25 protein-coding genes are annotated in these 21660 nt (G+C 41.1%); 11 read left to right on the top strand and 14 right to left on the bottom strand.

What is annotated here, in order from left to right:
- Positions 1-73: 73 nt before the first annotated feature.
- Complete coding sequence (locus H7F25_RS03390) at positions 74-2209, bottom strand: transglycosylase domain-containing protein (RefSeq protein ID WP_034624029.1); 2136 nt, start codon at positions 2207-2209, stop codon at positions 74-76.
- Between the two features lie 127 nt (positions 2210-2336).
- Between H7F25_RS03390 and H7F25_RS03385 the strand changes: the two genes are divergently transcribed.
- A complete protein-coding gene (locus H7F25_RS03385) occupies positions 2337-2822 on the top strand; it encodes an antibiotic biosynthesis monooxygenase family protein (protein WP_024425462.1) in 486 nt (161 codons plus the stop codon).
- Positions 2823-2887: 65 nt separating this feature from the next.
- Here H7F25_RS03385 and H7F25_RS03380 read toward each other — a convergent pair whose 3' ends face one another.
- Positions 2888-3175 carry a hypothetical protein gene (locus H7F25_RS03380; protein ID WP_225315487.1) on the bottom strand — a complete coding sequence of 96 codons (288 nt, stop codon included), beginning with the start codon at positions 3173-3175 and terminating at the stop codon, positions 2888-2890.
- 148 nt (positions 3176-3323) lie between these two features.
- Here H7F25_RS03380 and H7F25_RS03375 point away from each other — a divergent pair, with 148 nt between their 5' ends.
- Positions 3324-4511 carry a M20 family metallopeptidase gene (locus H7F25_RS03375; RefSeq protein ID WP_185854213.1) on the top strand — a complete coding sequence of 396 codons (1188 nt, stop codon included), beginning with the start codon at positions 3324-3326 and terminating at the stop codon, positions 4509-4511.
- Positions 4512-4741: 230 nt separating this feature from the next.
- Here H7F25_RS03375 and H7F25_RS03370 read toward each other — a convergent pair whose 3' ends face one another.
- From H7F25_RS03370 to H7F25_RS03360, 3 genes are read right to left on the bottom strand one after another with little or no spacing between them, the layout of a single operon-like run.
- Entirely contained in the window at positions 4742-5449 is a 708-nt protein-coding gene (locus H7F25_RS03370) for an EcsC family protein (RefSeq protein WP_087975647.1), read from the bottom strand.
- A 45-nt stretch (positions 5450-5494) separates the two neighbouring features.
- Complete coding sequence (locus H7F25_RS03365) at positions 5495-6715, bottom strand: ABC transporter permease (RefSeq protein WP_149125804.1); 1221 nt, start codon at positions 6713-6715, stop codon at positions 5495-5497.
- Complete coding sequence (locus H7F25_RS03360; protein WP_024426563.1) at positions 6708-7448, bottom strand: ABC transporter ATP-binding protein; 741 nt, start codon at positions 7446-7448, stop codon at positions 6708-6710. The genes H7F25_RS03365 and H7F25_RS03360 overlap by 8 nt, the downstream gene beginning before the upstream one ends.
- A gap of 486 nt (positions 7449-7934) precedes the next feature.
- On the opposite strand from H7F25_RS03360, the gene H7F25_RS03355 reads away from it, so the two are divergent.
- The 3 genes from H7F25_RS03355 to H7F25_RS03345 all read left to right on the top strand — a co-directional run bounded on the left by H7F25_RS03355 (position 7935) and on the right by H7F25_RS03345 (position 10448).
- The gene (locus H7F25_RS03355; protein ID WP_024425457.1) at positions 7935-8363 is read left to right on the top strand and encodes an HIT family protein; all 429 of its coding nucleotides are present in this window, start codon (positions 7935-7937) and stop codon (positions 8361-8363) included.
- Positions 8364-8722: 359 nt separating this feature from the next.
- Positions 8723-9802, top strand: coding sequence for a 3-phosphoserine/phosphohydroxythreonine transaminase (serC, locus tag H7F25_RS03350; RefSeq protein WP_185854212.1), 1080 nt, complete (start codon positions 8723-8725; stop codon positions 9800-9802).
- Positions 9803-9929: 127 nt separating this feature from the next.
- Positions 9930-10448: a tryptophan transporter gene (locus H7F25_RS03345; RefSeq protein ID WP_185854211.1), complete on the top strand. Its 519-nt coding sequence runs from the start codon at positions 9930-9932 to the stop codon at positions 10446-10448.
- A gap of 253 nt (positions 10449-10701) precedes the next feature.
- On the opposite strand, the gene H7F25_RS03340 is transcribed toward H7F25_RS03345, so the two are convergent.
- Entirely contained in the window at positions 10702-10893 is a 192-nt protein-coding gene (locus H7F25_RS03340) for a membrane protein YhzF (protein WP_024425454.1), read from the bottom strand.
- A gap of 128 nt (positions 10894-11021) precedes the next feature.
- Between H7F25_RS03340 and H7F25_RS03335 the strand changes: the two genes are divergently transcribed.
- Together H7F25_RS03335 and H7F25_RS03330 are read left to right on the top strand one after the other, a co-directional pair.
- On the top strand, positions 11022-11378 hold the full coding sequence (locus H7F25_RS03335; protein WP_024425453.1) for a YtxH domain-containing protein: 357 nt from the start codon (positions 11022-11024) through the stop codon (positions 11376-11378).
- A 187-nt stretch (positions 11379-11565) separates the two neighbouring features.
- Positions 11566-12186, top strand: coding sequence for an HTH-type transcriptional regulator Hpr (locus H7F25_RS03330; protein ID WP_024425452.1), 621 nt, complete (start codon positions 11566-11568; stop codon positions 12184-12186).
- Here H7F25_RS03330 and H7F25_RS03325 read toward each other — a convergent pair.
- Positions 12164-12508: a YhaI family protein gene (locus tag H7F25_RS03325; protein ID WP_024426566.1), complete on the bottom strand. Its 345-nt coding sequence runs from the start codon at positions 12506-12508 to the stop codon at positions 12164-12166. The genes H7F25_RS03330 and H7F25_RS03325 overlap by 23 nt on opposite strands.
- A gap of 232 nt (positions 12509-12740) precedes the next feature.
- Here H7F25_RS03325 and H7F25_RS03320 point away from each other — a divergent pair, with 232 nt between their 5' ends.
- Positions 12741-13262 (top strand): DUF3267 domain-containing protein, encoded by a 522-nt coding sequence (locus tag H7F25_RS03320; RefSeq protein WP_024425450.1) that lies wholly within the window; start codon positions 12741-12743, stop codon positions 13260-13262.
- Positions 13263-13344: 82 nt separating this feature from the next.
- Positions 13345-13530, top strand: a complete 186-nt coding sequence (locus H7F25_RS19265) for a hypothetical protein (RefSeq protein ID WP_080652927.1) — start codon at positions 13345-13347, stop codon at positions 13528-13530.
- Positions 13531-13581: 51 nt separating this feature from the next.
- Here the strand turns inward: H7F25_RS19265 and H7F25_RS03315 are convergent, their stop codons facing one another.
- Together H7F25_RS03315 and H7F25_RS03310 are read right to left on the bottom strand one after the other, a co-directional pair.
- The gene (locus H7F25_RS03315) at positions 13582-13671 is read right to left on the bottom strand and encodes a YjcZ family sporulation protein (RefSeq protein WP_017360317.1); all 90 of its coding nucleotides are present in this window, start codon (positions 13669-13671) and stop codon (positions 13582-13584) included.
- Between the two features lie 145 nt (positions 13672-13816).
- Positions 13817-13903: a YjcZ family sporulation protein gene (locus tag H7F25_RS03310; protein WP_008361129.1), complete on the bottom strand. Its 87-nt coding sequence runs from the start codon at positions 13901-13903 to the stop codon at positions 13817-13819.
- Positions 13904-14064: 161 nt separating this feature from the next.
- Between H7F25_RS03310 and H7F25_RS03305 the strand changes: the two genes are divergently transcribed.
- Positions 14065-14949, top strand: coding sequence for a peptidylprolyl isomerase (locus H7F25_RS03305; protein ID WP_024425449.1), 885 nt, complete (start codon positions 14065-14067; stop codon positions 14947-14949).
- 53 nt (positions 14950-15002) lie between these two features.
- On the opposite strand, the gene H7F25_RS03300 is transcribed toward H7F25_RS03305, so the two are convergent.
- The 4 genes from H7F25_RS03300 to H7F25_RS03285 form a co-directional block, all read right to left on the bottom strand.
- Positions 15003-15233, bottom strand: coding sequence for a sporulation YhaL family protein (locus H7F25_RS03300; RefSeq protein ID WP_024425448.1), 231 nt, complete (start codon positions 15231-15233; stop codon positions 15003-15005).
- Positions 15234-15349: 116 nt separating this feature from the next.
- Positions 15350-16297, bottom strand: coding sequence for a 3'-5' exoribonuclease YhaM (gene yhaM, locus H7F25_RS03295; RefSeq protein ID WP_024425447.1), 948 nt, complete (start codon positions 16295-16297; stop codon positions 15350-15352).
- 62 nt (positions 16298-16359) lie between these two features.
- Complete coding sequence (locus H7F25_RS03290) at positions 16360-19146, bottom strand: ATP-binding protein (RefSeq protein ID WP_185854210.1); 2787 nt, start codon at positions 19144-19146, stop codon at positions 16360-16362.
- A gap of 16 nt (positions 19147-19162) precedes the next feature.
- Positions 19163-20377 carry a metallophosphoesterase family protein gene (locus H7F25_RS03285; RefSeq protein WP_185854209.1) on the bottom strand — a complete coding sequence of 405 codons (1215 nt, stop codon included), beginning with the start codon at positions 20375-20377 and terminating at the stop codon, positions 19163-19165.
- 172 nt (positions 20378-20549) lie between these two features.
- Here H7F25_RS03285 and H7F25_RS03280 point away from each other — a divergent pair, with 172 nt between their 5' ends.
- Complete coding sequence (locus H7F25_RS03280; RefSeq protein WP_024425445.1) at positions 20550-20738, top strand: YhzD family protein; 189 nt, start codon at positions 20550-20552, stop codon at positions 20736-20738.
- Positions 20739-20769: 31 nt separating this feature from the next.
- Here the strand turns inward: H7F25_RS03280 and H7F25_RS03275 are convergent, their stop codons facing one another.
- The gene (locus tag H7F25_RS03275; protein ID WP_051582030.1) at positions 20770-21543 is read right to left on the bottom strand and encodes an enoyl-CoA hydratase; all 774 of its coding nucleotides are present in this window, start codon (positions 21541-21543) and stop codon (positions 20770-20772) included.
- Positions 21544-21660: the final 117 nt, after the last annotated feature.

Here is a 21660-nt window from a genome sequence, read left to right as displayed (position 1 = left end):
CCTGCTTTTACTATACCGTTTTTTCAAGGCACGGTATACTAAAGCGGCTCAATGTTCAAAAAATCGCCGAATATTAACGTCCAAAAGCCTCTGGCTTGACATATGGACTGCCTTCTCCTTCTTCTTGCGTTTGGGTATTATATGGAACAACCTTATACTCTGCATTTGAAAATACATTGGCATACGGCATTGTATAGCTGTCCACGCCTGTCACTGTGTCGATCAGCGTCTCGCTTCCATTTCTCTTTTCATAGATGCGGTATTCAATGCGTTTATCCTCCTGATTGTCCCAAGACAGCTCTAATGTAAACAAGCCTTTGATTTTAAACGCATAGCGAGCTTCAAATCCTGATAATCCCTCTAAATGGATGGGCGACTCGAGCTCTTTAATCCCCTCTGGTTTTTCAAACGTTTCATTGGTGATTTGAGCTGCTGTTAAAATATCTTTAAACAGCTGCACAGGGTATTGACTGCCTCCAGTTAAATAGTGGCTGTTATCTGTTTTGTCATACCCCATCCAAATTGCACCCGTTGTACTAGGCGTATAGCCGGCAAACCAAGCATCCTTTGTTGCACCTTTCACACCTGAATATGTGGTCGTACCTGTCTTACCTGCTAAATCTCCAGCGTATGAACCGCTCTGGGCTGTTCCGCCCTTGACGACTTGCTGGAGCATTCTTGTCATATTCCAAGCATTCTGCACACTAAATACTCGTTCTTGCTGACTACGATTCTTTTCTACAGTTTCTCCTTCATCATTGGTGATTTTTTGAATAAAGAAAGGCTTTTTATATACACCTTCATTTGCAAAAGTATGAAGGGCTCCAGCGATCTGTAATGGAGAAACTCCTTTTTCTAAACCGCCAAGTGCAATAGCTAAGCCTTTATCAGAGATATCTATCCCCATTTTCTCGAGATATGATTTCGACGTATCAATGCCCAGCTGGCTTAATGTCCACACAGCAGCGGTATTTTTACTTTTCATGAGGGCTTCCACCATTGTGACCCTGTCTTCATACTGCCCATCGTAATTCTTAGGTGAATAGCCGTCATAGCTTTTTTCTTTGTCTTCAAGCAGTGAATAAGGTCTGAATTTTTTCTCCTGCATTGCCGGGCCGTAGACTGCGATCGGCTTAAAAACAGATCCCGGCTGCCTAACAGCTGTCACCCTGTTGTAGCCTCTTGCCTGATATTCTCGTCCCCCGATGGCTGCTTTCACTCCACCAGACTCGTTATCAATGAATACGGCGCTGCCTTCCGGAGAACCGCTTTTTCCCGGGAAATAACGGTTGTTCTTCATCGCATCATAAGCGGTTTTTTGCAGATTCATATCAATCGGAACTGTAATGGTATAGCCGCCTTGAAGCAATTGTTCATGCGAAATGGCATACTCTGATTCTGCTTCTTTAATAATGAGATCAACATAGCTGTCCACCCAAGGCGTTTCTGATTTCTTTTTTAAATGAATGCCTAGTGTTCTCCCTTTTGCTTCTACTGTTTCTGTTGAAGACAAATATCCTTGTTCGTTCATTAAATTCAGGATGGTGTCCCGCCTCTGTTTATTTTTATCAGGGTGTAAAACAGGCGAGTAAGAAGATGGTGCCTTTGGCATCGCAGCGAGTGTGGCACCTTCGCTGACCGTTAAATCTTTCACATCCTTACTAAAATAATAATTGGCTGCTGCCTGAATACCATAAACACCATGGCCAAAGTAAAGCTGATTCAAATACATCTCTAGCAGCTTATCCTTTGAATAATCTCTCTCTAAATTAATGGCAATAATGACTTCTTTCGTTTTTCGAAGAAAGGTTTTATCATTTGTGAGAAAAATATTTTTTGCGAGCTGCTGGGTAATTGTACTGCCGCCCTCTACCTTCCCTCCTGCTAATATATCTCGATAAACCGCCCTTGAAATAGACTGTGCATCAATTCCGTGATGCTCATAAAAACGCTTGTCCTCGACAGCCACAAAAGCTTTTGCTACTTTATCAGGCACCTCTTTTAATGACACAGGGTCCCGATTTTCTGAATACATGCTTGTGAGTTCTTTTCCATTCTGATCAATGATTTTGGAGGAAGCGTGAAAAACAAGCTTCTTTTCATCTATGACATAATGTCCTAAAAATAAAATCGTCAGATAGCCAATGAATGAGAGTACGATTGTACTTCCTGCAATGACTAATGGAATGATTATCTTCTTTTTCTTCAAATTAGGTCACCTCATTCCTTTATACGGATAGTATGGGATGTATTGCTTCATAATATGTTTTATGGATTGACTGCCAAAGAATTATATATCATTCTTTTGTTATACTATCAAGCAGGAGGCGGTTTAGATGAATTTTTATATTACATATGGAACAGCAGATTTTTTGCATAAAATCGCAAAGAAACACCATCTGGAAAATCTGCTTTATATGGTCGGAAAAGAACAAGCAGCTCTTTTTCATGAAACGGAGGGTGAGACTGTATTTAAAGCCCCTCATGCCTATGATGTGATTTATGCGAAAGGCGAGCTTGTCCAATCTGGTTTCGTCACCTTGAATCATATCCCTGTTAAGCTTGAAAGCAGAGCACTGTTTGAATCCACCTTTCAGAAAAAGACGAACATCTCAGAACATCAGCGCGGCTTCCAGGCTATTCGCGTTTTAAGACCTCAAAAAGATGAAGAAGTTTATTTGATTTTGACACTTTGGGAATCAGAGGACTTATTTCAAGACTTTCAAGAATCAGAAGCATTCTTTCAGCCACACGAAGATACAGGCTCCATTTTCTCTCGTCCAGCTTACCTCACATCCTACCATGCCGTCACAGACAATTAAGGAAGTGCTGCTCTCAGCACTTCTTTTTTTCATTAAAAAAAGCCCAGTCGCCTGGGCTCTTCATTTTATGAACTTGATTTCAGCTCGTACCGATGAATGATCGGCTGAAGCACATAGAAATTCAGCAATATCCAACCTAATAAGACCGGCCACTTCAACATAGGTGAAGCACCTTTCAATTGAATCAGCAGCACCAATAGTGGAATCAAGCAGATCATAAAAAAACTCATTTTTGAGACAAAGGTTTCTTTGATTTGATGCCGGCAGCTTGGACACATCATCATTTTCGTATGTGATAAATGAAATTTTTCGACGAAAGAAAATGTTTTTGAACAATTTGGACAGCTTCCCAACGCTACTCCTCCCTTTCCCTGCTTCATATCAACTTCGACTTTTATGTAAAATGACCTTTTGATACTGACCACGAAATCCTCTTCTGTTGAAAGATTCTAACAATTACCATACAATCAGTAAAAGAGCATGAAGGAGGTTTTCGATTCAATGACAATATCCACTTTACAAAAAAGCATCAATGAACGTCTTGATGAACATTATGAGGAAATGGTTGAAATTAGACGCCATCTCCATATGAATCCTGAACTTTCTTTTCAGGAAGAAGAAACAGCCGCTTTCATCGCCAGCTACTATGATACATTACAAATACCTACGCGCACCAAGGTGGGCGGTCATGGCGTACTCGCTTTTATTGAAGGAGCTTCTCCGGGACCAACCATTGCCCTCAGAGCTGATTTTGATGCACTTCCCATCCACGATGAAAAAGATGTACCTTACAAATCAACAAAGCCTGGTGTGATGCATGCGTGCGGTCACGATGGGCATACTGCGACACTTCTTGTATTAGCAAAAGTCTTGCATACGCATCGTGATCAATTAAAAGGCAAGATCGTCCTCATTCATCAGCATGCAGAAGAATATGCTCCCGGCGGTGCAAAACCAATGATTGAAGACGGCTGTTTAGACGGTGTCGATGTGATATTTGGTACGCACCTTTGGTCTTCAGAGCCTTGTGGCACGATTCTTTATAAAAGCGGGAACTTTATGGCAGCGGCCGATCGTTTCTCCATTCAAGTCCAAGGGAAAGGCGGACATGGCGCTCAGCCTCATTTAACAAAAGATGCCGTACTCATCGGTTCACAAATCGTCGCAAACCTGCAGCAAGTCGTTGCACGTAAAGTCAATCCAATTGATTCTGCTGTTGTTTCTGTTGGAGGTTTTGTAGCAGAGAATGCCTTTAACGTTATTGCAGATTCAGCTGTTTTAACGGGTACAGCACGATCCTTTGAAGAAAGTGCACGGCATATCATCGAACGAGAAATTGAACAGGTGGTAAAAGGGGTATGCCAGATGCATGATGCTGCCTACACATATGAATACGTAAGAGGATACCCTGCTGTCAAAAACCATCCAAAGCCGACTGAGTATATTGCTGGCATCGCAAACCAGACAGAAGGTGTCACAGAAGTAAAAGAAGCGGAAACCCAAATGGGCGGAGAAGACTTTGCTTACTACCTTCAGCATGTCCCTGGTACCTTCTTCTACACAGGCGCCATGCCGGAAAACACCAAAGACGTCTATCCACATCATCATCCAAAGTTTGATATCAACGAAAAAGCAATGCCTATCGCAGCAAAGGTTCTCGCTAACGCCGTTCTTTCCTACAATGAATAAAGAAAAGCCGCTGTCATCAGCGGTTTCAGCGTGTAGACAAACCTTCGCATTCGGTGTCAGGTCTGCGCTCCGGTGCTCACGAATGTCAAATTCGCTCCGCTCCACTGCTCGTCCTTCCTAGACTGCAAAGGTTTTCTATCACGCTGTGCTGAAAAGAAGACAAAGGGCTAAAATAATCTTTATTTTAGCCCTTTGTCAACAATCTGAAGCCGCTGTCATCAGCGGCTTTTCTATTTCATTTCTTTCAATATTCGCAAGTGAAACACATGGCGTGCAACCTCTCCGAGCTGTCCTGTCAGCTGATGATTTGCCACCCCGCCAACAGCGGCTCCGACGACCGGCATTAATTGAAACAGCTTTACAAGATCAATGTAATCTCGATACTCCTGCTGAAAGCTGTACCAATCCATTTCCTCGCGGCTCGTTTCCCAATCATCTATGATCTTCATCATTTTTTGACGATGGGCACTGCTGGAAAAGGCGAGTTGAAATATACAGAGCAAAAAGAGTCTTTCCTCCTTTTGAGATAAATCAAAGCCATAAATACACGCCAGCTCATAAAGGCATTTCATCTTTATGCTCAGCAGCAGCGGAAAGTCTGCCATTCCGAGGAATAAACCGCCTGCACCTGTTCCAACCCCTTCGATAGCAGCCGCCTTTTGGTAATACTTCACTTTATCCTTTGCCAGTTCATTTCGTTCTACAATAGATAATTGTTCATCAATCACTGAAAATGAAGTAAAGTGTGATCCTGATACGGTGGATTCAACCATCGTTTTGACTGCACTTGTGATGACTTGATGAAACCTGGCAGGAATTCGGCGGTTCACCTGCTGCTGAACTCCTTTTGAAAACCGTTCGATCTTTGAAGGTTTTCTTAAAAAACGTGTTTGAAAAAGAATGGCTTCTTCATACAACTCCCGTTCAGCTGCATTCATCCGGTCCCCTCCTTGATGTCATCATACGCTCGCTGTAATCTCCACTTATCTCATCTTTTTTAACCTGCTTTGTACGTAAGGCTTAAAGAGGACAAGCACAAACGCTACAGAAATGAGAAGGGCAAGTCCGCTTCCCTGCCAGCCTCCTGCTGGAAGTACCGCACAGCTCAGCAATATCGATTGGATGATGAGCACATTACGGACGAGAACAAAAAAGCTTCGATCCTTTTCTTTTTGAGAAACTGGATAAAGTGCCTGTAATGAAAGATGAGCAAAGTGCTTCGTTAACGGCACAAGCTGTACACCTGTGATAAATACTGTGAACAAGACTAGTAACGCACCCACCCAGCCTGCTGCACCTGTATACAAAATAATCAGGACAAACACGGCCGTTAATCTAAACACCAGACCAAAATAGTCATTTGAGCGTACAAACGCCCTCACATACATATAAGAAAAAGTTTTACGCTGATCATAAGGAACAAACTTCAACATCCAGTCCATGTATGCTCTTCTTTTCACCTGTTTCTTTAAGTGAGGCACATCTGTAAATAAGTTTGCCAAACGATAAAAGCGCTGCTTCCGTTTTAATTCATCAGAAATATGCAGTTCCCATTGAAAGGGCTGTTTTTTCACTGCATTTGTTAAGTAGACGAGATAGACACCGTAGATAAGATAAAAAACGATTGCAATCACATAGGCTGCCTGTAAGATGGTGTAGATCAACATCATATTTAATAGAAAACGAAGGGCTGCATCGAGCCATCTCACGTGTTTTCCTTGAAAATAAGTCATTCTCCATTGAATGGCTGTATTCAGGCCCTTTATTAAGATCATTTGCGCCAATATCAGCACATACTCCGTGATGCCTCCTGAAGACACCGCCGAATAAAGCGGAAGTGCGACAATGGATACAGCAAGGAGAGGAAACAGCTGAGAAATGAAGCTAAAGTTAAACGCTTGTTTTAAGTAAGGCTCCATCTTCCCTTCCAAAGGAAGCAAAAACACGAGATCGGCTTCTTTAATCAACGTACGTACGTATGAGCTTGTAAGTACCAATGAGAAAACAACTGCCATCACCCAGTAGGATGGGAAGTGAACCGGAATATGTTTGAGCCAGCTGCTGTACCAGCTTGCTCCGCCTGCAAGGAAAAAAATGAGCACAATGACAAGATGATCGTTGAACATGTATTTTAAGTATTTTCTTGTTTCTTGTATGTGTTCCTCTAATCTTGATTTCCAAATAGTAAGCGTTGTTTTACTCATAGCTTTCTTCCTTTGTTAATTCCAAATAAAGATCATCGAGTGTCGCATCTCTCATATCGAACTGTTCTCTCAGCTCTGCCAGTGTTCCTTTCGCTCTGATTTCCCCTTCGTGCAAAATAATGAAGGAATCACAATAGCGCTCAGCTGTCGCCAAAATATGCGTTGACATCAGGACACTAGCGCCGCTTTTCTTCGCAGCATTCATCCGTTCAAGCAGTGCATTGATTGCAAGCGGATCAAGCCCTAAAAACGGTTCATCGATGATATACAGCTCTGGTTCCACAAGGAATGCACACATAATCATGACCTTCTGCTTCATTCCTTTTGAAAAATGAGCAGGGAACCATTTCAGCCTTTTCTCCATTCGAAATTCTTTCAGCAATGATGGCAGGCGTTCGTCTAATTGTTCCTTTGATAGACCGTAAGCCATCGCAGTCAGCTCTAAATGCTCTTTTAACGTTAATTCTTCATATAAAACAGGTGTTTCAGGAATAAATGTAAATTGTGAACGATACGCCTCTTGGTCGTCTTGAAGAGTTCGTCCATTCAATTCAATGACACCTTTATGCGGTTTCATGAGCCCGATAATATGGCGGATGGTTGTACTTTTCCCCGCCCCGTTTAAGCCAATGAGACCGACGATTTGATTTCTTTCTAATTCAAATGAAATATTTTTTAGAACGGGATTCTTCGTATATCCGCCCGTTACATCTTTTACAGTGAGAAGGGACATGAATTCGTTCCTTTCTTTCTTTTTTCCTTTATAGTAACAAAAACGAATGATAATTTGAAATGTTTACCTATAGACGAGTCATGAATAAAAAATAGGCGCTTTGGTCATCATAATGTATGTAGAAGAAATGAACTTGATGACCAATAAGTAAATGAGGTGTTTGTTAAAGGCAAAGAACCGCATGACAAGTTGGTTTTTCATCTAAAAACCTTAGCTTCTGTTTTGCTTCACTGATTCTTGATTTTTGTGTCCTATACAATATGTATACGACAAACCAAAACGTCAAATGAGGTGTTTACGGCAGAAATAGCAGGCACATGAATTCTTTATTTCAGTAAATAGAGAATTCAAAAGGCATTCGAATGAAAGCATCAGCATTTCTTCTGCAGGAGCAGGATGAGCGACCAAAGGAGTTCGCTTGTCCTGTTTTCTTTTTTGCTTCTTTTTGTGATACGATAAAGGAAAAATAATGAGGAGTGACATGGCGTGAGCGACTGCATTTTTTGCAAGATCATTGATGGAGACATTCCATGTGCAAAAGTATATGAAGACGAGCATGTATTGGCTTTTCTTGATATCAGCCAAGTAACAAAAGGACATACCCTTGTAATCCCGAAAATACATAAAGAAAACATCTATGAGATGACACCAGAAGTGTCTAACCACTACTTCCAAGCGATTCCGAAAATTGCAAGGGCGATCAAACAGGAGTTTGAACCAATTGGGTTAAACCTCCTGAACAACAACGGTGAAAAAGCCGGTCAATCGGTGTTCCATTACCATATGCATATCATTCCGCGCTACGGAAAAGGCGATGGCTTTGGTGCCGTATGGAAATCACACCAAGATCAATACACGTCAGAGGATTTAAAAGACATTTCTTCTGCCATCCACACGCGGCTTACCTCATCTTAACAGGTGAGGTTCAGCGTGTAGACAAACCCTCGCATTCGTTGTCAGCTCTGCGCGCTGGTGCTCACGAATGTCAAATTCGCTCCGCGCCAGTACTCGTCCTTCCTAGACTTCAAAGGTTTTCTTTCACGCTGAAAAGAAGACAAAGGGCTAAAATAAAGATCATTTTAGCCCTTTGTCAACAATCTGTACCTCATCTTAACAGATGAGGTTTTTCTTATTTCTGCCCTCTCTTTATCGCTACCATCTCTTAATAGTAAGATATTTTGAACGATTCAAATTTTTTGTCCAAATGCTTCAAATTTGTGATAGGATGGTTTTATCTTTTGATCCATTAACGCGAGAAATAGGGAGAGATTGTGATGAAGCGAACGACAAATTTTAATGCTGGTCCGGCGGCACTGCCGCTAGAAGTGCTTCAAAAAGCACAGAAAGAACTTGTTGATTTTAAACAAACTGGGATGTCTGTGATGGAGCTTTCTCATCGCAGCGGTGAATATGAAGAAGTCCACAATAAAGCAAAAGCGCTTTTGGTGGAACTGATGGACATTCCAGAAGATTATGAAGTCCTCTTTTTACAAGGCGGAGCTAGTCTTCAATTTGCGATGATTCCTATGAACTTCTTACATGAAGGCGAAACAGCTCATTTCATTCAAACAGGCGCTTGGTCAGAAAAAGCATTGTCAGAAGCAAAAGGGTTTGGTCAGACATCTGTGCTTGCTTCAAGTGAAGATGACAACTACTCGTATATTCCAGAAGTAGATACTTCTGGTTTAACAGATGGTGCTTACTTGCACATCACATCGAACAATACGATCTTCGGTACTCAGTGGAAAACGTTCCCGCACACGTCACTGCCGCTCATTGCGGATATGTCCAGTGATATTCTCAGCAAAAAAATAGACGTTTCTTCATTTGATCTCATCTATGCTGGGGCACAAAAAAACCTAGGGCCTTCAGGTATCACGATTGTGATTGCGCGCAAACGTTTATTAGAGAAAGAGAAAAGCAGCACACCGAAAATATTAAAATATTCAACACATGCAAAAGCTAACTCTCTTTATCATACACCACCGACTTTTGCGATTTATATGCTGTCACTTGTCCTTGAGCATGTCAAACAAGCTGGCGGTGTAGAAGCAGCGGAAAAACGCAATGAACAAAAAGCAGGCATTCTCTATGATACCATTGATCAAAGCGGCGGTTTTTATCAAGGACATGCGCGGGCTGACAGCCGTTCACATATGAATGTCACCTTTACTCTTCGCGATGATGCACTTACTTCTTCCTTTGTGGAAAAAGCAAAGCAAGAGCAAATGGTTGGACTTGCCGGCCACCGTTCTGTCGGTGGATGCAGAGCATCTATTTACAATGCGGTCTCAATTGAAGACTGCCAAAAGCTTGCGGACTTTATGAAAAAGTTCCAGCAAGAAAATGAGTAAAAAGGCTTTTCTATAAGGAAATAAATTTGTTATAATAACGAGAAATATAAAGTCATGACTCTTGCAATAAATGATGAGCCATATTATTGGAGAGTCCTATAAGAGCTTAGCAGAGGAGAGCATAGAAATGAAAACAAAAGAATTAGTGATTATGTCATTGCTTGCAGCAATGGGAGCTGTCTTGCATACGATTTTCCCGCCCATCTTTTTCGGAATGAAACCTGATATGATGCTGGTCATGATGTTTTTAAGCATCATCCTTTTCCCAAAGGTACAGCATGTTGTCGTGATTGCGCTAGTGACTGGTGTCATTTCTGCATTAACAACGGGATTCCCAGGCGGACAAATTCCGAATATGATTGATAAGCCAGTGACAGCCTTTATCTTCTTAGCCCTTTTCTTATCTTGCTTGAAGATAAAGAACAAAGTGGTGCTGACCGCTGTATTAACTGCGATTGGAACCATCGTATCCGGCGTGATTTTCTTATCTGCCGCTTTACTGATCACTGGACTGCCAGCTGCATTACCGGCACTTCTTGTGGGTGTTGTCCTGCCAGCAGCCGTGATTAATACCATCGCTATGGCATTTGTCTTCCCAATTGCTCAGTCCATTCTGAGACGTGCAAGAATGATAGAAGTTGCTTAACGAATAACCGAACCTCTTCATGATAGATGAAGAGGTTTCAGATTGTTGACAAAGGGCTAAAATGATCTTGATTTTAGCCCTTTGTCTTCTTTTCAGCGTGATAGAAAACCTTTGAAGTCTAGGAAGGACGAGTACTGGCGCGGAGCGAATTTGATATTCGTGAGCACCAGCACGCAGGACTGACAAAGAATGCGAGGGTTTGTCTACACGCTGGAACCTCTTCATGATAGATGAAGAGGTTTTTTTCATGCTTTTATAAAAGAAAAAGGGTCAGCAGCAAAATGAGGAGCGAAATTCCTGCACCAGCCGCACACACAAGTGCTTTTTGCTTTAAAACATGTTTTGGCGGATAAGACCCTGCATACCCAAGCTGTCTTGCATAATGAATAGAACCACCTGTAAAAACGATGACGATACACATAAAAACGAACAGAAAGACAGACAACCTTCTCCCCTCCCTTTTCTTCAAAAGTATGCTAAAATAAAGCAAGCTATGTATGGAAGTTCAATGAAGCTGATCGTCAGCTCAGAGAGAACATGCGAATGTGTAAAATTTGACTAGAGGTGATTTGAATGGCTAGTGGACGTTCTTTATTAACAGGATTATTTGTAGGCGGTCTCCTCGGAGGTGCGGCAGTGCTCCTGACGACTCCCTCTTCTGGCAGAGATGTGCGCGGAAAAGTGAAAGACGGCTATGACAAATTCGAAGATACGCTGACAAAATTAAAAAGAGATGGACAAGCTTTAAAAGAGCAAATTGTGGAAACAGCAAAAGAAAGCGCAGAGGTAATTAAAGAAGTCGGGTCTGAATTGCAAACATCGATTCAGCAATGGCGCGAAGAAATCAAACCTCATCAGCAGGACTTACAAAAGGAAATTCAGGAAATTGAGGAAAAGCTCAAACAACTGGAGAAAACCTTACAAAACTAATATACTCACAAAAAAATATTCGTTTACAAAAGTGTGCGGGGTGCGTATCCCGCACTTTTTTTGTTGAAAAAAGGTTATTTTGACAATGTTTTTCATGACTTTTAAAAATTCTTGAATTTTCAGCTTTATTAATCTTTATTTTATTGGCATAATAGAATTACAAGAAAAAGAGAAGTAGGTGAAATGGATGAATCATTCGGAACAGCCTTTCGATGTAAAAGAAGCACTTTTATTCAGTCAAAGAATGGCCCAATTGAGCAAAGCTCTTTGGAAATCCATTGAAAAGGACTGGCAGCAGTGGATCAAACCGTATAACCTAAATATCAATGAACATCATATTTTGTGGATTGCGTATCAATTAAAAGGAGCTTCAATATCAGAAATTGCAAAGTTTGGCGTCATGCATGTATCAACGGCGTTTAACTTCTCCAAGAAACTGGAGGAACGAGGATTTTTAAAATTTTCTAAAAAGTTAAACGATAAGCGCAATACGTATATTGAGCTAACGCCAAAAGGCGAAGAGACATTCCATAAACTACTCGAAGATTATGACCCGGCCCGAACTGGTATTGTCAAAGGCGCACAGCCGCTTCATGACATTTACGGAAAGTTCCCTGAGATTTTAGAAATGATGTGTATCATCCGAAACATTTATGGTGAGGATTTCATGGAGATTTTTGAGAAATCGTTTTCAAACATTGAGAAGGACTTTTTGAATGAGCAAGGAAAAGTCACAAAAAAGACTGAGGAACTTGAAAACTCAGCTGAGGCAGCAGAAAAAGCGTCTAAAACAAATCAAATTGTTTAATGATCTTTATAAATTCATTCATTAGCGGCTGAAAGAGCCCTTGATCATGCAAAGCAAATATCGTCTCATGAACATCCAGCTTTTCAATTAACTGTCCCGCAAAGAGCGCAAGGAGATCGTCAAACATGACGTAGCCTTGTGCTTTTTGCTTATCCATTTCCTCTGAAAGCTCAGCACAAATACGCTCAATTTCCTCTGCCTCTTCTTTCGATACACGCTGCCTGATCAATAACGCATAATATGGATAACGGCTCATATCGGCTGCCGTCAATAAAAGTTCCATATAATATTCAAGCTGGCTCATTCGTTCCTCAATACTCATGTACGTTCCCTCTTTCTCTTAGTCCTTCTATTTTAGCCGAAAATACTCATTGACGAAAGAGACGAACCTCCCCCTTCAGTTCTTTTTTCTTGAAAAATCCAAAGTTTCCTCTCTTTATTCCATATGAAGGCACCATTTTATTTTTTTTCATCAAAACCATTGATTTTTATCCTCAGGAAGAGTAAATTATCTTGAGATATTCAATTCGATTTTTAGATTGGAAGGATGAAAAATGAATTGTTGGAAGACCATTAATCTTGAAAAGGATTATGGTTATACGAGAATGATGATTTCTGCCATAAGTCTTGCTATCCTTTTTTTCATTATGGCATTTTTATGTTTTCAACTGACTCATCCTGAAACGAGGCTAAGCAGCCATAACGCACCGCTTTTTGCCGTGCTCTTACTTGTGACATTGCTTGTCCACCGTGTGGTTCACTTGATCCCAGTGATGAAAAATAAGAAAAAAATGACGCTATTGATGAAACGAAATTGCTGGCAGCGCGTACCTAAGAAAGTGATGCTTTTTTCACTTCTCAGCCCGTTTTGTGTCATCTCACCGGTTTACTTTGTGTTAGGCGTGGCGTTTCCTATGTACGCACACTATTTTATCATCATCGCAAGTATACATGCAGGCTATTGTTTGCCTGACTTTTTATTTGCATGGAAACTGCTCAAAGCACCTAAATCCTGCATCATCGATCAAGCTCAAGACGAGTTTGATATTTTAGTTGACCAAACTTCCTCATCATGAGGTTTTTAAAGCCAACTTCTATCTTTTTCATAAAAAATTTGGTAATGTAGTATGGGAATAGCATAGAGAGGGGGGATCTCCGATAGTTTTATTTTACTTCATCGTCTTTGCCGCGTTTATTGTGTATTCAATAAACAGGCTTACTAATACATTATGCCTTGTCAGAGAGATTCCTGAAGAACGGCAAGATAAGGTGTTTCGCTTTATCAATGTATCAATACTGATCTTACTTATCTCATCATTTGTTCAAATTAACATTTCCATTTAAGATCAAAGCAAAAGCTGCCAGTTTGAGGGCAGCTTTTTGTGTATATTTGAATTAGCAAATCCAAGATGCACCGATGATGATCAATAAAATGAATAATACGACGACTAGTGCAAAACCGCCAGCAAAGACTTCTCCTCCCATGTAAAAACACCTCCTGCCAGTTCTTCCTCTGTTCTAAGCTCAGTGTATGCAGAAAAATAAAAAACGTTTAGGCACCTGTCATCGTTTGAAAAAAGAACCGCCCTCACGCACGGCAGGACGGCTCCCTTCTGTCACAGCGATTTAATTAGTAAAGATATGCTGCACCAACGATGATCAGCAAAATGAATAGCACGACCAATAAAGCAAACCCATTAGAATATCCTGCTCCCATATAATTCAGCCTCCTTTTTGTGATCACTATATGTGTATGTCGCGCGCAATTTTTTGACTAGACGAATGCCCTTCCATTTGCATTTCTTTTTACAGCGTGTCACAATATGTTATGATACAAGCAATGATAAATAAATTGGAAAGATTAGGAGTGTTTTTTGAATGAAAAAAATGGCTTTAGCAGCTGTAACAGCAGTAAGTGTTTTAACTCTTGGCGCATGCAGTAGCGGTGATAAAGATGTGATCGCCACAACGAAATCAGGAGATGTCACAAAAGGAGAACTTTATACAACTCTTAAGAAACAAGCAGGTGGAGATGCTCTAAACCTACTTGTTCAACAAAAGGTTCTTGCTGACAAATACAAAGTATCTGATAAAGAAATTGATAAGAAATTGGAAGAATATAAAAAGACACTTGGTGAAGATCGTTTAAAACAGCTTCAAGATGAATTCGGTAAAGATTACATCAAAGATCAAGTGAAATATGAGCTGCTGACTCAAAAGGCTGCCAAAGCTAACATCAAAATCACTGATAAAGAAGTAAAATCGTATTACGATGACCTTAAAGGAAAAATCCGTGCAAGCCACATTTTAGTAGCTGATAAGAAAACAGCTGACGAAGTGGAAAAGAAATTAGATAAAGGTGAAAAATGGGATTCCCTTGTCTCTGAATATTCAACTGATACTGCTTCAGCAGCACAAGGCGGCGATGTAGGCTGGTTCGCAAAAGAAGGCCAAATGGACGAGAACTTCAGCAAAGCTGCTTTCAAACTAAAAGTAAATGAAATCAGCAAGCCAGTAAAATCCCAATTCGGCTACCATATCATTAAAAAGACTGAAGAACGCGGTAAATATGATGACATGAAAGCAGACTTGAAAAAAGAACTGCTTGACCAAAAACAAGCAGACACAAATGAAATCCAAAACATCTTAAACAAATTAGTAAAAGATGCTGATGTGAAAGTAAAAGATAAAGAGCTTCAAAAAACGTTCAAAGAAAAATCTGAACAGCCTGCACAAAATCAGCAGACACAACAGAACCAGTAATCACAAAAAACCCCTCTGCCGTAATCGTGCAGAGGGGTTTTTGTATGACGAGATTAAGCAATTGAATGATCTTCATGTGCCGCAGTATCCTGTGATCTTTTCACCTGCTGATTCTGGCGTCTGCGCTCTCTTTCCTGTTCCATTCGCTCGATAAATATTTCTCCTTCCTTTTCAATAAAGGATTGATCAATTTCTTGCTCCTCTTTGGCTGTTGTCATTAATTTATACGCACAGAAAATAATGCCGATAATACATGCATACACCCACCACGGAAAAAACAACATTTTTTCATCGCCTCCTTTTCTTAAGGAAATTCCTCTCTTCCTTTGTGTTACATGCTTATGCGAAAAAAAGACAAGTTATGAAAAAAACGCCCGCATAAACGGACGTTTTGACATGATTATTCGTGATGGAAGGTTGGTTTATAAAACGAACGATTCTCAAGTGCAAAAATACGTTCTGTATATTCTCCTGGCTTCACATGCTCAAGCGCACGATCCATCATGTTCATTTTCGCATCTAAATTATCAATATAGTGGAGAATTTCAGCTTCTTTCACCATTGGTGGTTTCGGGCTGCCCCATTCTCCTTTTCCGTGATGACTCAGGACTAAGTGCTGTAAAATGAGAATTTCCTCTGAATCAATGCTAAGCTCTTCCGCAGCTTTCGCAATTTCTGTCACCATAATGGAAATGTGGCCAATTAAATTCCCTTCCACAGTATATGTCGTGGAGACTGGACCCGAAAGCTCTTTGACTTTCCCTAAATCATGAAGAATGATGCCTGAATATAAAAGATCTCGATCTAGTGATGGATATAGGTCAACAATTGATTTTGCTAAATGCAGCATAGACACAACGTGGTAGGCGAGTCCAGAGACAAATTCGTGATGATTTTTTGTCGCTGCTGGATAATCAGCAAATTCCTGTCCATATTTCTTCAGCAAATGCCTTGTAACACGCTGAATATTAGGGTTTTTCATATCAAAAATATATTGCATAATCGTATCCATCATATCGTGTTTTGGAATAGGAGCTGTTTCGAGAAAGTCATCAATTCGAATTTGCTCGTTTTCAGCAACAGGGCGTATATTCCTAAGCTTCAGCTGATTCCTCCCGCGATAATGATGAATGTCGCCTACTACCTTCACGATGGTTTGCGGGCCGTAGGTGATTTCATCATTCTGCTTTGCATCCCATAGTTTCGCCTCAATATCTCCACTTTGATCTTGAAGAATGAGCGTTAAAAATGGTTTGCCATTACTTGCAATCCCTTTAGTAGATGATTTAATTAATAAATGCAGGTCAACTTGTTCGCCGACATCATAGGTCATGATCCCTTTAGCCATTCAATAAAAGCTCCTTCCATGTTTCTGCTCATATAAGTATAACATAAGTCATTATTTGTCAATCATTCAACTGCTAAACTCGTAATCTGTCCATCTTCTGCTCCCTGCGTCATATGCTGATGACAGGTAAAATAAAACAGCTGTGTTTCAAAACGCGTGAGTTCATTCATCAACTCCAGTACTCTTCCTAGACGAACATGATCAAAATGAACGAAGCTGTCATCCATCATAAACGGAAGCTGACATTCATGCTGATGAGACAAGGCGAGTGCAAAACGAATGGCCAGATAGACTTGTTCACAGGTTGCTTGTGAGAGCTCCTCTGGGCGGAATATTCGTCCGTCCATCCTTTTCACGATCAGCCGGTCATCCTCGGGTGAAAATAAAATGGCTTCATATCGATCATTCGTTAACGGCTGAATAAAGCGGGAGGCTGTTTGCAGCAGTGCTGGCAGCCTTTTTTCTTTATGTTCATTCAATTTTTCTCGAATGACGGAGCGAACAAGCTGAACCGCCGCCCATTTTTTCGCAAGGTGCTTTGCATGCTCCTGCTCAGCTGAAAGCTGATGAGTCAAATCAGACACCGTACCTGAAGCTTCTATTTGCCGGATTTCCACTGCTCGTTCTGCCAGGCGTTTTTCCATATTCGCTGCATTTGATTGTATGTTATTCAGGTGCTGCTTTGCTTCCGCACACTCTTCTTCAAGAAGACGCAATCCTTTACGAACAATCGATTCTTCCTCATCAAAGCAGCCGCTTCTATGCAGCTCTTGATTCAGCTGCTGCAATTGGGAAAGCCGTTCCCTATATTCTTTCGATAGATGAGAAAGAATTTGGTAATCTTTTTTGGACTCTGCCTCTACTTGACGAAAAAGCGCGTCCATTTGTTTTTCGTAATAGTCAATTTCCCCTTCTAGCGCCGTGATCTGCTGTTTCACATGTTGAATCGATACATCCAATGTCTGACGTTCTTTTTCTCTTTTCGCCTCATCTTTCAAAATCTCTTGAAAGGCCGAGATGTTCTCTTGAATGGTGCCTTCCTTTCGTTGCAGAAGACTGCTTAACGCTTCCACCCTTTGCTCATAATTGGATTGCTGGCCGGCAAGCTCGTCTATTTCCCGGCTAAGCTCCTCATATTCCGCTGTATCCGTTTTTAATTGCTTCAGAATAAGAAAGGCTTCTACTAGGAAAGAAAGCTCTGAGGACAAGCCCAGCTGTCTTTTCTTTTCCTCTACTTGCTGCTGGACAGGTTCCAGCTCCTGCTCCCAGTCTTCATATTGCCGGATGATCCTTTCGTACAAAAGCTCCTTCTGCCTCACAAGCGTTTCAGCTGAAGCTGCCTGTACTTGGAAGGAATCGAATGCTCCCCCGCCGCTTCCCTGTTTCACCTGTGCCGATTTCAAAAATGGGTAAATAGCAAAGAAGACAAAAACAGAAAACCCTGCAAATAAGAAAGTAACCCACCACTCTGTTAATAAGAAAAGGACAAGCAGAAATGCAGCATCAAATATCACCATCACAGGAAATAACCACGCCCGGGAATGAACCTTTTTCTCTTTTGTTCTTGTTTCCCCAGCTTCCACTGTACTTTGCGATTTGGCCTGCTGTTCCTTTAATCCTTTTAAAGCGGTTTCCGCTTCCTCCAGCTCATGTCTTGCATGATCAAACCGGTCATCCAGCTGTGCCTTTCTGTCCATTAAACGAACGTATTGGCTGACAGCCTCCTTTAATTCCCACTCAAATTCAAGGGAGTCATCGATTTGATCGAGCTTGACTGAACGCTGCCACTTTAGCTTCGCTGCGGCTTCGTCCATTTTTTGTTTCAATGAATCACGTTCTGCTTTACATTCAGCTAAGCGGTTTTTGACACGTTCAGCATGAGAAGATTCATCAACGACACGCTTCATCTCCAGTAATGTATCCTTGTCATAAAGCGGTTGAACTTGTGCCAGCAAGGTTTGCAAATGATCTAATTTTTGCTTTAGTGCAGTCATTTGAGCCTTTTTCGGGTGAAGGTGTGATTCTAATTTATCCAATTCATGCTCTGTTTCTGCTCTAAAGCGTTTGACTCGTTCTGGATAACGGGCTAATTCTTTTTTTAACTCCATCTTCTTCTCTATCATGGGATAAAGTCGAATGTGTTCGTTTAACTGCTGAATCTGTTCTTCTGTCTGCTTCATTTCCTTTTGAAGCGCTGCGATATTCTCTATTAATTCAGAATGCTCCCGTTTTTTCTCTGTATAACGGCCTTCTGCCAATCTAGCTTGTTTCAGCTGGGCAGCCAGCTCTTTTAAACGATCAAGCTGCTGGTTTAATTCCGGCTTGCGTCCATTCGGTTTAAACAGCTGCTCCTGCTGCTTAAGCAGCCTGCTATCCATCTTAGAGGCAGCATCTGAGCCAAATAAACTTGAGAAAAGGAGAAATTCACCGATTTGATCTTCGTTTAAGGCTTGGACATTTTGCAGTCCAAACACATCAAATGAATAGATTGATTGGAATAATCTGCGATCTGTTCCCTTTAAAAGAGTCCGCAAGAATGCTTCATCTTTCACTTCACCATTCGGTAAAAACACCTGTGCTTGACCGCCTCGATCGGACGATCTCTCAATGTGAATGACACCTAACTCCTCATCTAAGCAAGTGAGGGAGCCGCCATAGAAAGATCCTTGTTTCGGCTTGTATATCTTGTTTTTTGAAAAACCAAATAACATCGACTCAATAAACGCCTTCAATGTCGTTTTCCCCGATTCATTCAGGCCGTAAACTAGCTGAAAACCGTCATCAGAAAAGTGAAAGGTTCGATTTGAAAATTTCCCGAAATTCGCTATATGGAGTGAACGTATTTTCATCATACCTCTCCTTTTCTCATAATTGCTTCAGCTGTTCCGTCAGCAGCCTTTGTGCTTCTTCTTTTATATCCAATTCATCCTCTTTTGTGAGCGCTTTTCCTGACTTCCTGTAGATTGGGTGACGCTTGATCGGTAAAAGCAGCTCTTCATATGACTCAAACTGTGCAATTTCTGCCGTTAGTTCCTTCAAAAAAGAATCCTCTGGATAGATCACATCCTCATTTGTTCGGCAGTCAATTGACATCACCCAAACGAACACGTCTTCATCTTCCTCCTGCTCATGAAAAACAGTCAACAGCTCTTCGAGGACCTCAAGCTGCGTATGCTCAAAGTAAGAAGGTGCATCACCTGTCAATTCAATTCTCACAAAATGAGGAACGCCTTCCTCTTTCAGCTCATTGATTTTGCCTTCCACTAGTGTGACAAGATCCGTCATATGAACCGTTTCTGTGATGTCTATGGCCAGTTTCTCAAAGATGATATCTGCACAGCTGATAAAATCCGCTGCCTGAGAATCTTCGGAGAGGTGAATCAAGTAACAGCCTTTTTCTCCCGTTTCTTTAATATGTCTGCCCTGAACATTACCAGGGTAAATAATAAATGGGTCTTCATGCAGAAGGGCTCTTTTATGTATATGTCCGAGCGCCCAATAATCAAAATCCCGTGCTATGAGCTGCTGAAGCTGAAATGGGGCATATGCATCATGTCCTTCTTGTCCGGCTAAAGTGCCGTGAAGCATTGCAATGTGATAGGCAGCATTTGTTGTTTTGACATAATGAGATGTCATATTTTCATAGACAGCCCGCTCTTTGTAGCTAAACCCATAAATACTCGCGACAAGCTGCTTCCCTCGATAATAGGAGATCTCACTTGGTGTACTGCTCGAAAAGACATGTACATTCTCGGGCCACTCAATCGGTGTCCATTCCCCGCCTAAATGATCATGATTCCCATAAATAATAAAGACTTCAATGCCGTGCGTTTGCAGTCTTACAAACTGATTTCTTAAAAACAGCTGTGCTTTTAAGCTGCGATTGGATTCATCAAATAAATCTCCGCTCAGCAGCACAAAGTCTACCGCCCGCGCAACGGCGAGATCAAAGATGTTCTTAGCACTTTGAAATGTACTTTCTTTGAGCCGCTTAAATATAGAATTAGGTATAGTCGACATTCCTGCAAATGGACTGTCTAAATGTAAATCTGCGGCATGAATAAAGGTGAGCTTAGTCAAACGTCTATCTCCTTGTCCGATACTGTCATTGTCCATATTTTATCATGCCATTTTTACGAATGCACGTTCTATCACTCTCAATCTAAAAAACACATTTTTAAAGGCTAAAAAAGAGGTTTTGTCTTATTCCATGTTTAATTACATTAAAAAACAGAGGAAAGGAAGATGAGGCATGGAGAAGACATACTTTTTAACCGTATTTGACCGGTCGGGTGAGACTTTATTAAATGAAAAAATCACAGCGGATAGTGACAAGAAAGCAAAGGAATTAGGACGTCATCGCTTAATGGAACAGCAATACACAAAGCATTCTCATCGACTCGTTGATCAAGCAGGAAAGCTGCTTTTATTTGAACGTTAAAAAAGCCGGCTTTCGCCGGCCTCATGTTCATTTATGCTTTTTGAAAGACAGGACGTCTTTTTTCTAAAAAGGCTTGTATACCTTCCTTGTGATCATGACTTTTTCTCAGTCTTGCCTGTGCTGCTCTCTCTTTTTGAAGAACGGCTAAGAGCTTTGATTCTGACTGCTGGAAATAGATCATCTTCGTTTCGATAAAGGCTTGAAGCGGCATGTTCATAAATGGCTTCACACACACTTTTTGGTACGTATCGACCTCATCCTGAAACACCCCGTCTGCAAGGCGCAGCTTTAACGCTTCTTCAGCCGGCAGCTTTTGTCCGCTCCAAATCAATTGTTTAGCGGTTTGCTCACTGACTCTTTTTGTGAGGAAAAAATGCCCCCCGCCATCAGGAATTAATCCTACTCCATTAAAATTCATGGCGAGTTTTGCATCCTGATGCATAAACAAGTAGTCACAGCTTAGAGCAAAGCTAAAAGCGAGGCCTGCTGCTGACCCGTGGACAAGCGCAATCGTCACTTTTTTCATACCAGCTAGAGAAAGTGTAATTCCCTCGATCAAATCCATCACACGATGAAAATCTTCTTCACTTTCCTGCTTGAGCATCATCCCAATATCTCCGCCTGCTGAAAATCCTTTTCCCGCTCCCTTGATGACAACGACTTTTGCACTGCTTTCCTCCGCTGCATCACATGCTTCTTTGAATTCAGCAAACATGTCCACATGAAAAGAATTATAAGCTTCAGGCCTATTGAAAACGATTTCAAAAACATCCCCGTCTAACTGACAATTGATATATGTCATCATCCATCCCCCTCTTCTTTTAAAAGCTCATAACTTACTTCCATTTCCATCATGTAAAACCTTTTTCTCTAAATAAAAAATTTCAAGATCAATTGATACTAAAATAAGCATAATGATTGA

This window comes from Bacillus sp. PAMC28571, assembly GCF_014250435.1.
Lineage (GTDB): Bacteria > Bacillota > Bacilli > Bacillales > Bacillaceae > Bacillus > Bacillus safensis.
The sequence above is the reverse complement of the archived record's forward strand: the minus strand, read 5'-3'. Positions and strand labels throughout refer to the sequence as shown.

Excerpts from the sequence above, each read along its gene's own strand:
- H7F25_RS03370 (WP_087975647.1), bottom strand. The coding sequence starts at position 5,449 with ATGAATGCAGCTGAACGGGAGTTGTATGAAGAAGCCATTCTTTTTCAA.
- H7F25_RS03280 (WP_024425445.1), top strand. The coding sequence starts at position 20,550 with ATGGAGAAGACATACTTTTTAACCGTATTTGACCGGTCGGGTGAGACT.
- H7F25_RS03275 (WP_051582030.1), bottom strand. The coding sequence starts at position 21,543 with ATGATGACATATATCAATTGTCAGTTAGACGGGGATGTTTTTGAAATC.
- H7F25_RS03300 (WP_024425448.1), bottom strand. The coding sequence starts at position 15,233 with ATGTTGTTTTTTCCGTGGTGGGTGTATGCATGTATTATCGGCATTATT.
- H7F25_RS03310 (WP_008361129.1), bottom strand. The coding sequence starts at position 13,903 with ATGGGAGCAGGATATTCTAATGGGTTTGCTTTATTGGTCGTGCTATTC.
- H7F25_RS03335 (WP_024425453.1), top strand. The coding sequence starts at position 11,022 with ATGGCTAGTGGACGTTCTTTATTAACAGGATTATTTGTAGGCGGTCTC.
- H7F25_RS03360 (WP_024426563.1), bottom strand. The coding sequence starts at position 7,448 with ATGTCCCTTCTCACTGTAAAAGATGTAACGGGCGGATATACGAAGAAT.
- H7F25_RS03325 (WP_024426566.1), bottom strand. The coding sequence starts at position 12,508 with ATGAGTATTGAGGAACGAATGAGCCAGCTTGAATATTATATGGAACTT.
- H7F25_RS03375 (WP_185854213.1), top strand. The coding sequence starts at position 3,324 with ATGACAATATCCACTTTACAAAAAAGCATCAATGAACGTCTTGATGAA.
- serC (WP_185854212.1), top strand. The coding sequence starts at position 8,723 with ATGAAGCGAACGACAAATTTTAATGCTGGTCCGGCGGCACTGCCGCTA.
- H7F25_RS03365 (WP_149125804.1), bottom strand. The coding sequence starts at position 6,715 with ATGAGTAAAACAACGCTTACTATTTGGAAATCAAGATTAGAGGAACAC.
- H7F25_RS03315 (WP_017360317.1), bottom strand. The coding sequence starts at position 13,671 with ATGGGAGGAGAAGTCTTTGCTGGCGGTTTTGCACTAGTCGTCGTATTA.
- H7F25_RS03320 (WP_024425450.1), top strand. The coding sequence starts at position 12,741 with ATGAATTGTTGGAAGACCATTAATCTTGAAAAGGATTATGGTTATACG.
- H7F25_RS03305 (WP_024425449.1), top strand. The coding sequence starts at position 14,065 with ATGAAAAAAATGGCTTTAGCAGCTGTAACAGCAGTAAGTGTTTTAACT.
- yhaM (WP_024425447.1), bottom strand. The coding sequence starts at position 16,297 with ATGGCTAAAGGGATCATGACCTATGATGTCGGCGAACAAGTTGACCTG.
- H7F25_RS03385 (WP_024425462.1), top strand. The coding sequence starts at position 2,337 with ATGAATTTTTATATTACATATGGAACAGCAGATTTTTTGCATAAAATC.
- H7F25_RS03290 (WP_185854210.1), bottom strand. The coding sequence starts at position 19,146 with ATGAAAATACGTTCACTCCATATAGCGAATTTCGGGAAATTTTCAAAT.
- H7F25_RS03330 (WP_024425452.1), top strand. The coding sequence starts at position 11,566 with ATGAATCATTCGGAACAGCCTTTCGATGTAAAAGAAGCACTTTTATTC.
- H7F25_RS03345 (WP_185854211.1), top strand. The coding sequence starts at position 9,930 with ATGAAAACAAAAGAATTAGTGATTATGTCATTGCTTGCAGCAATGGGA.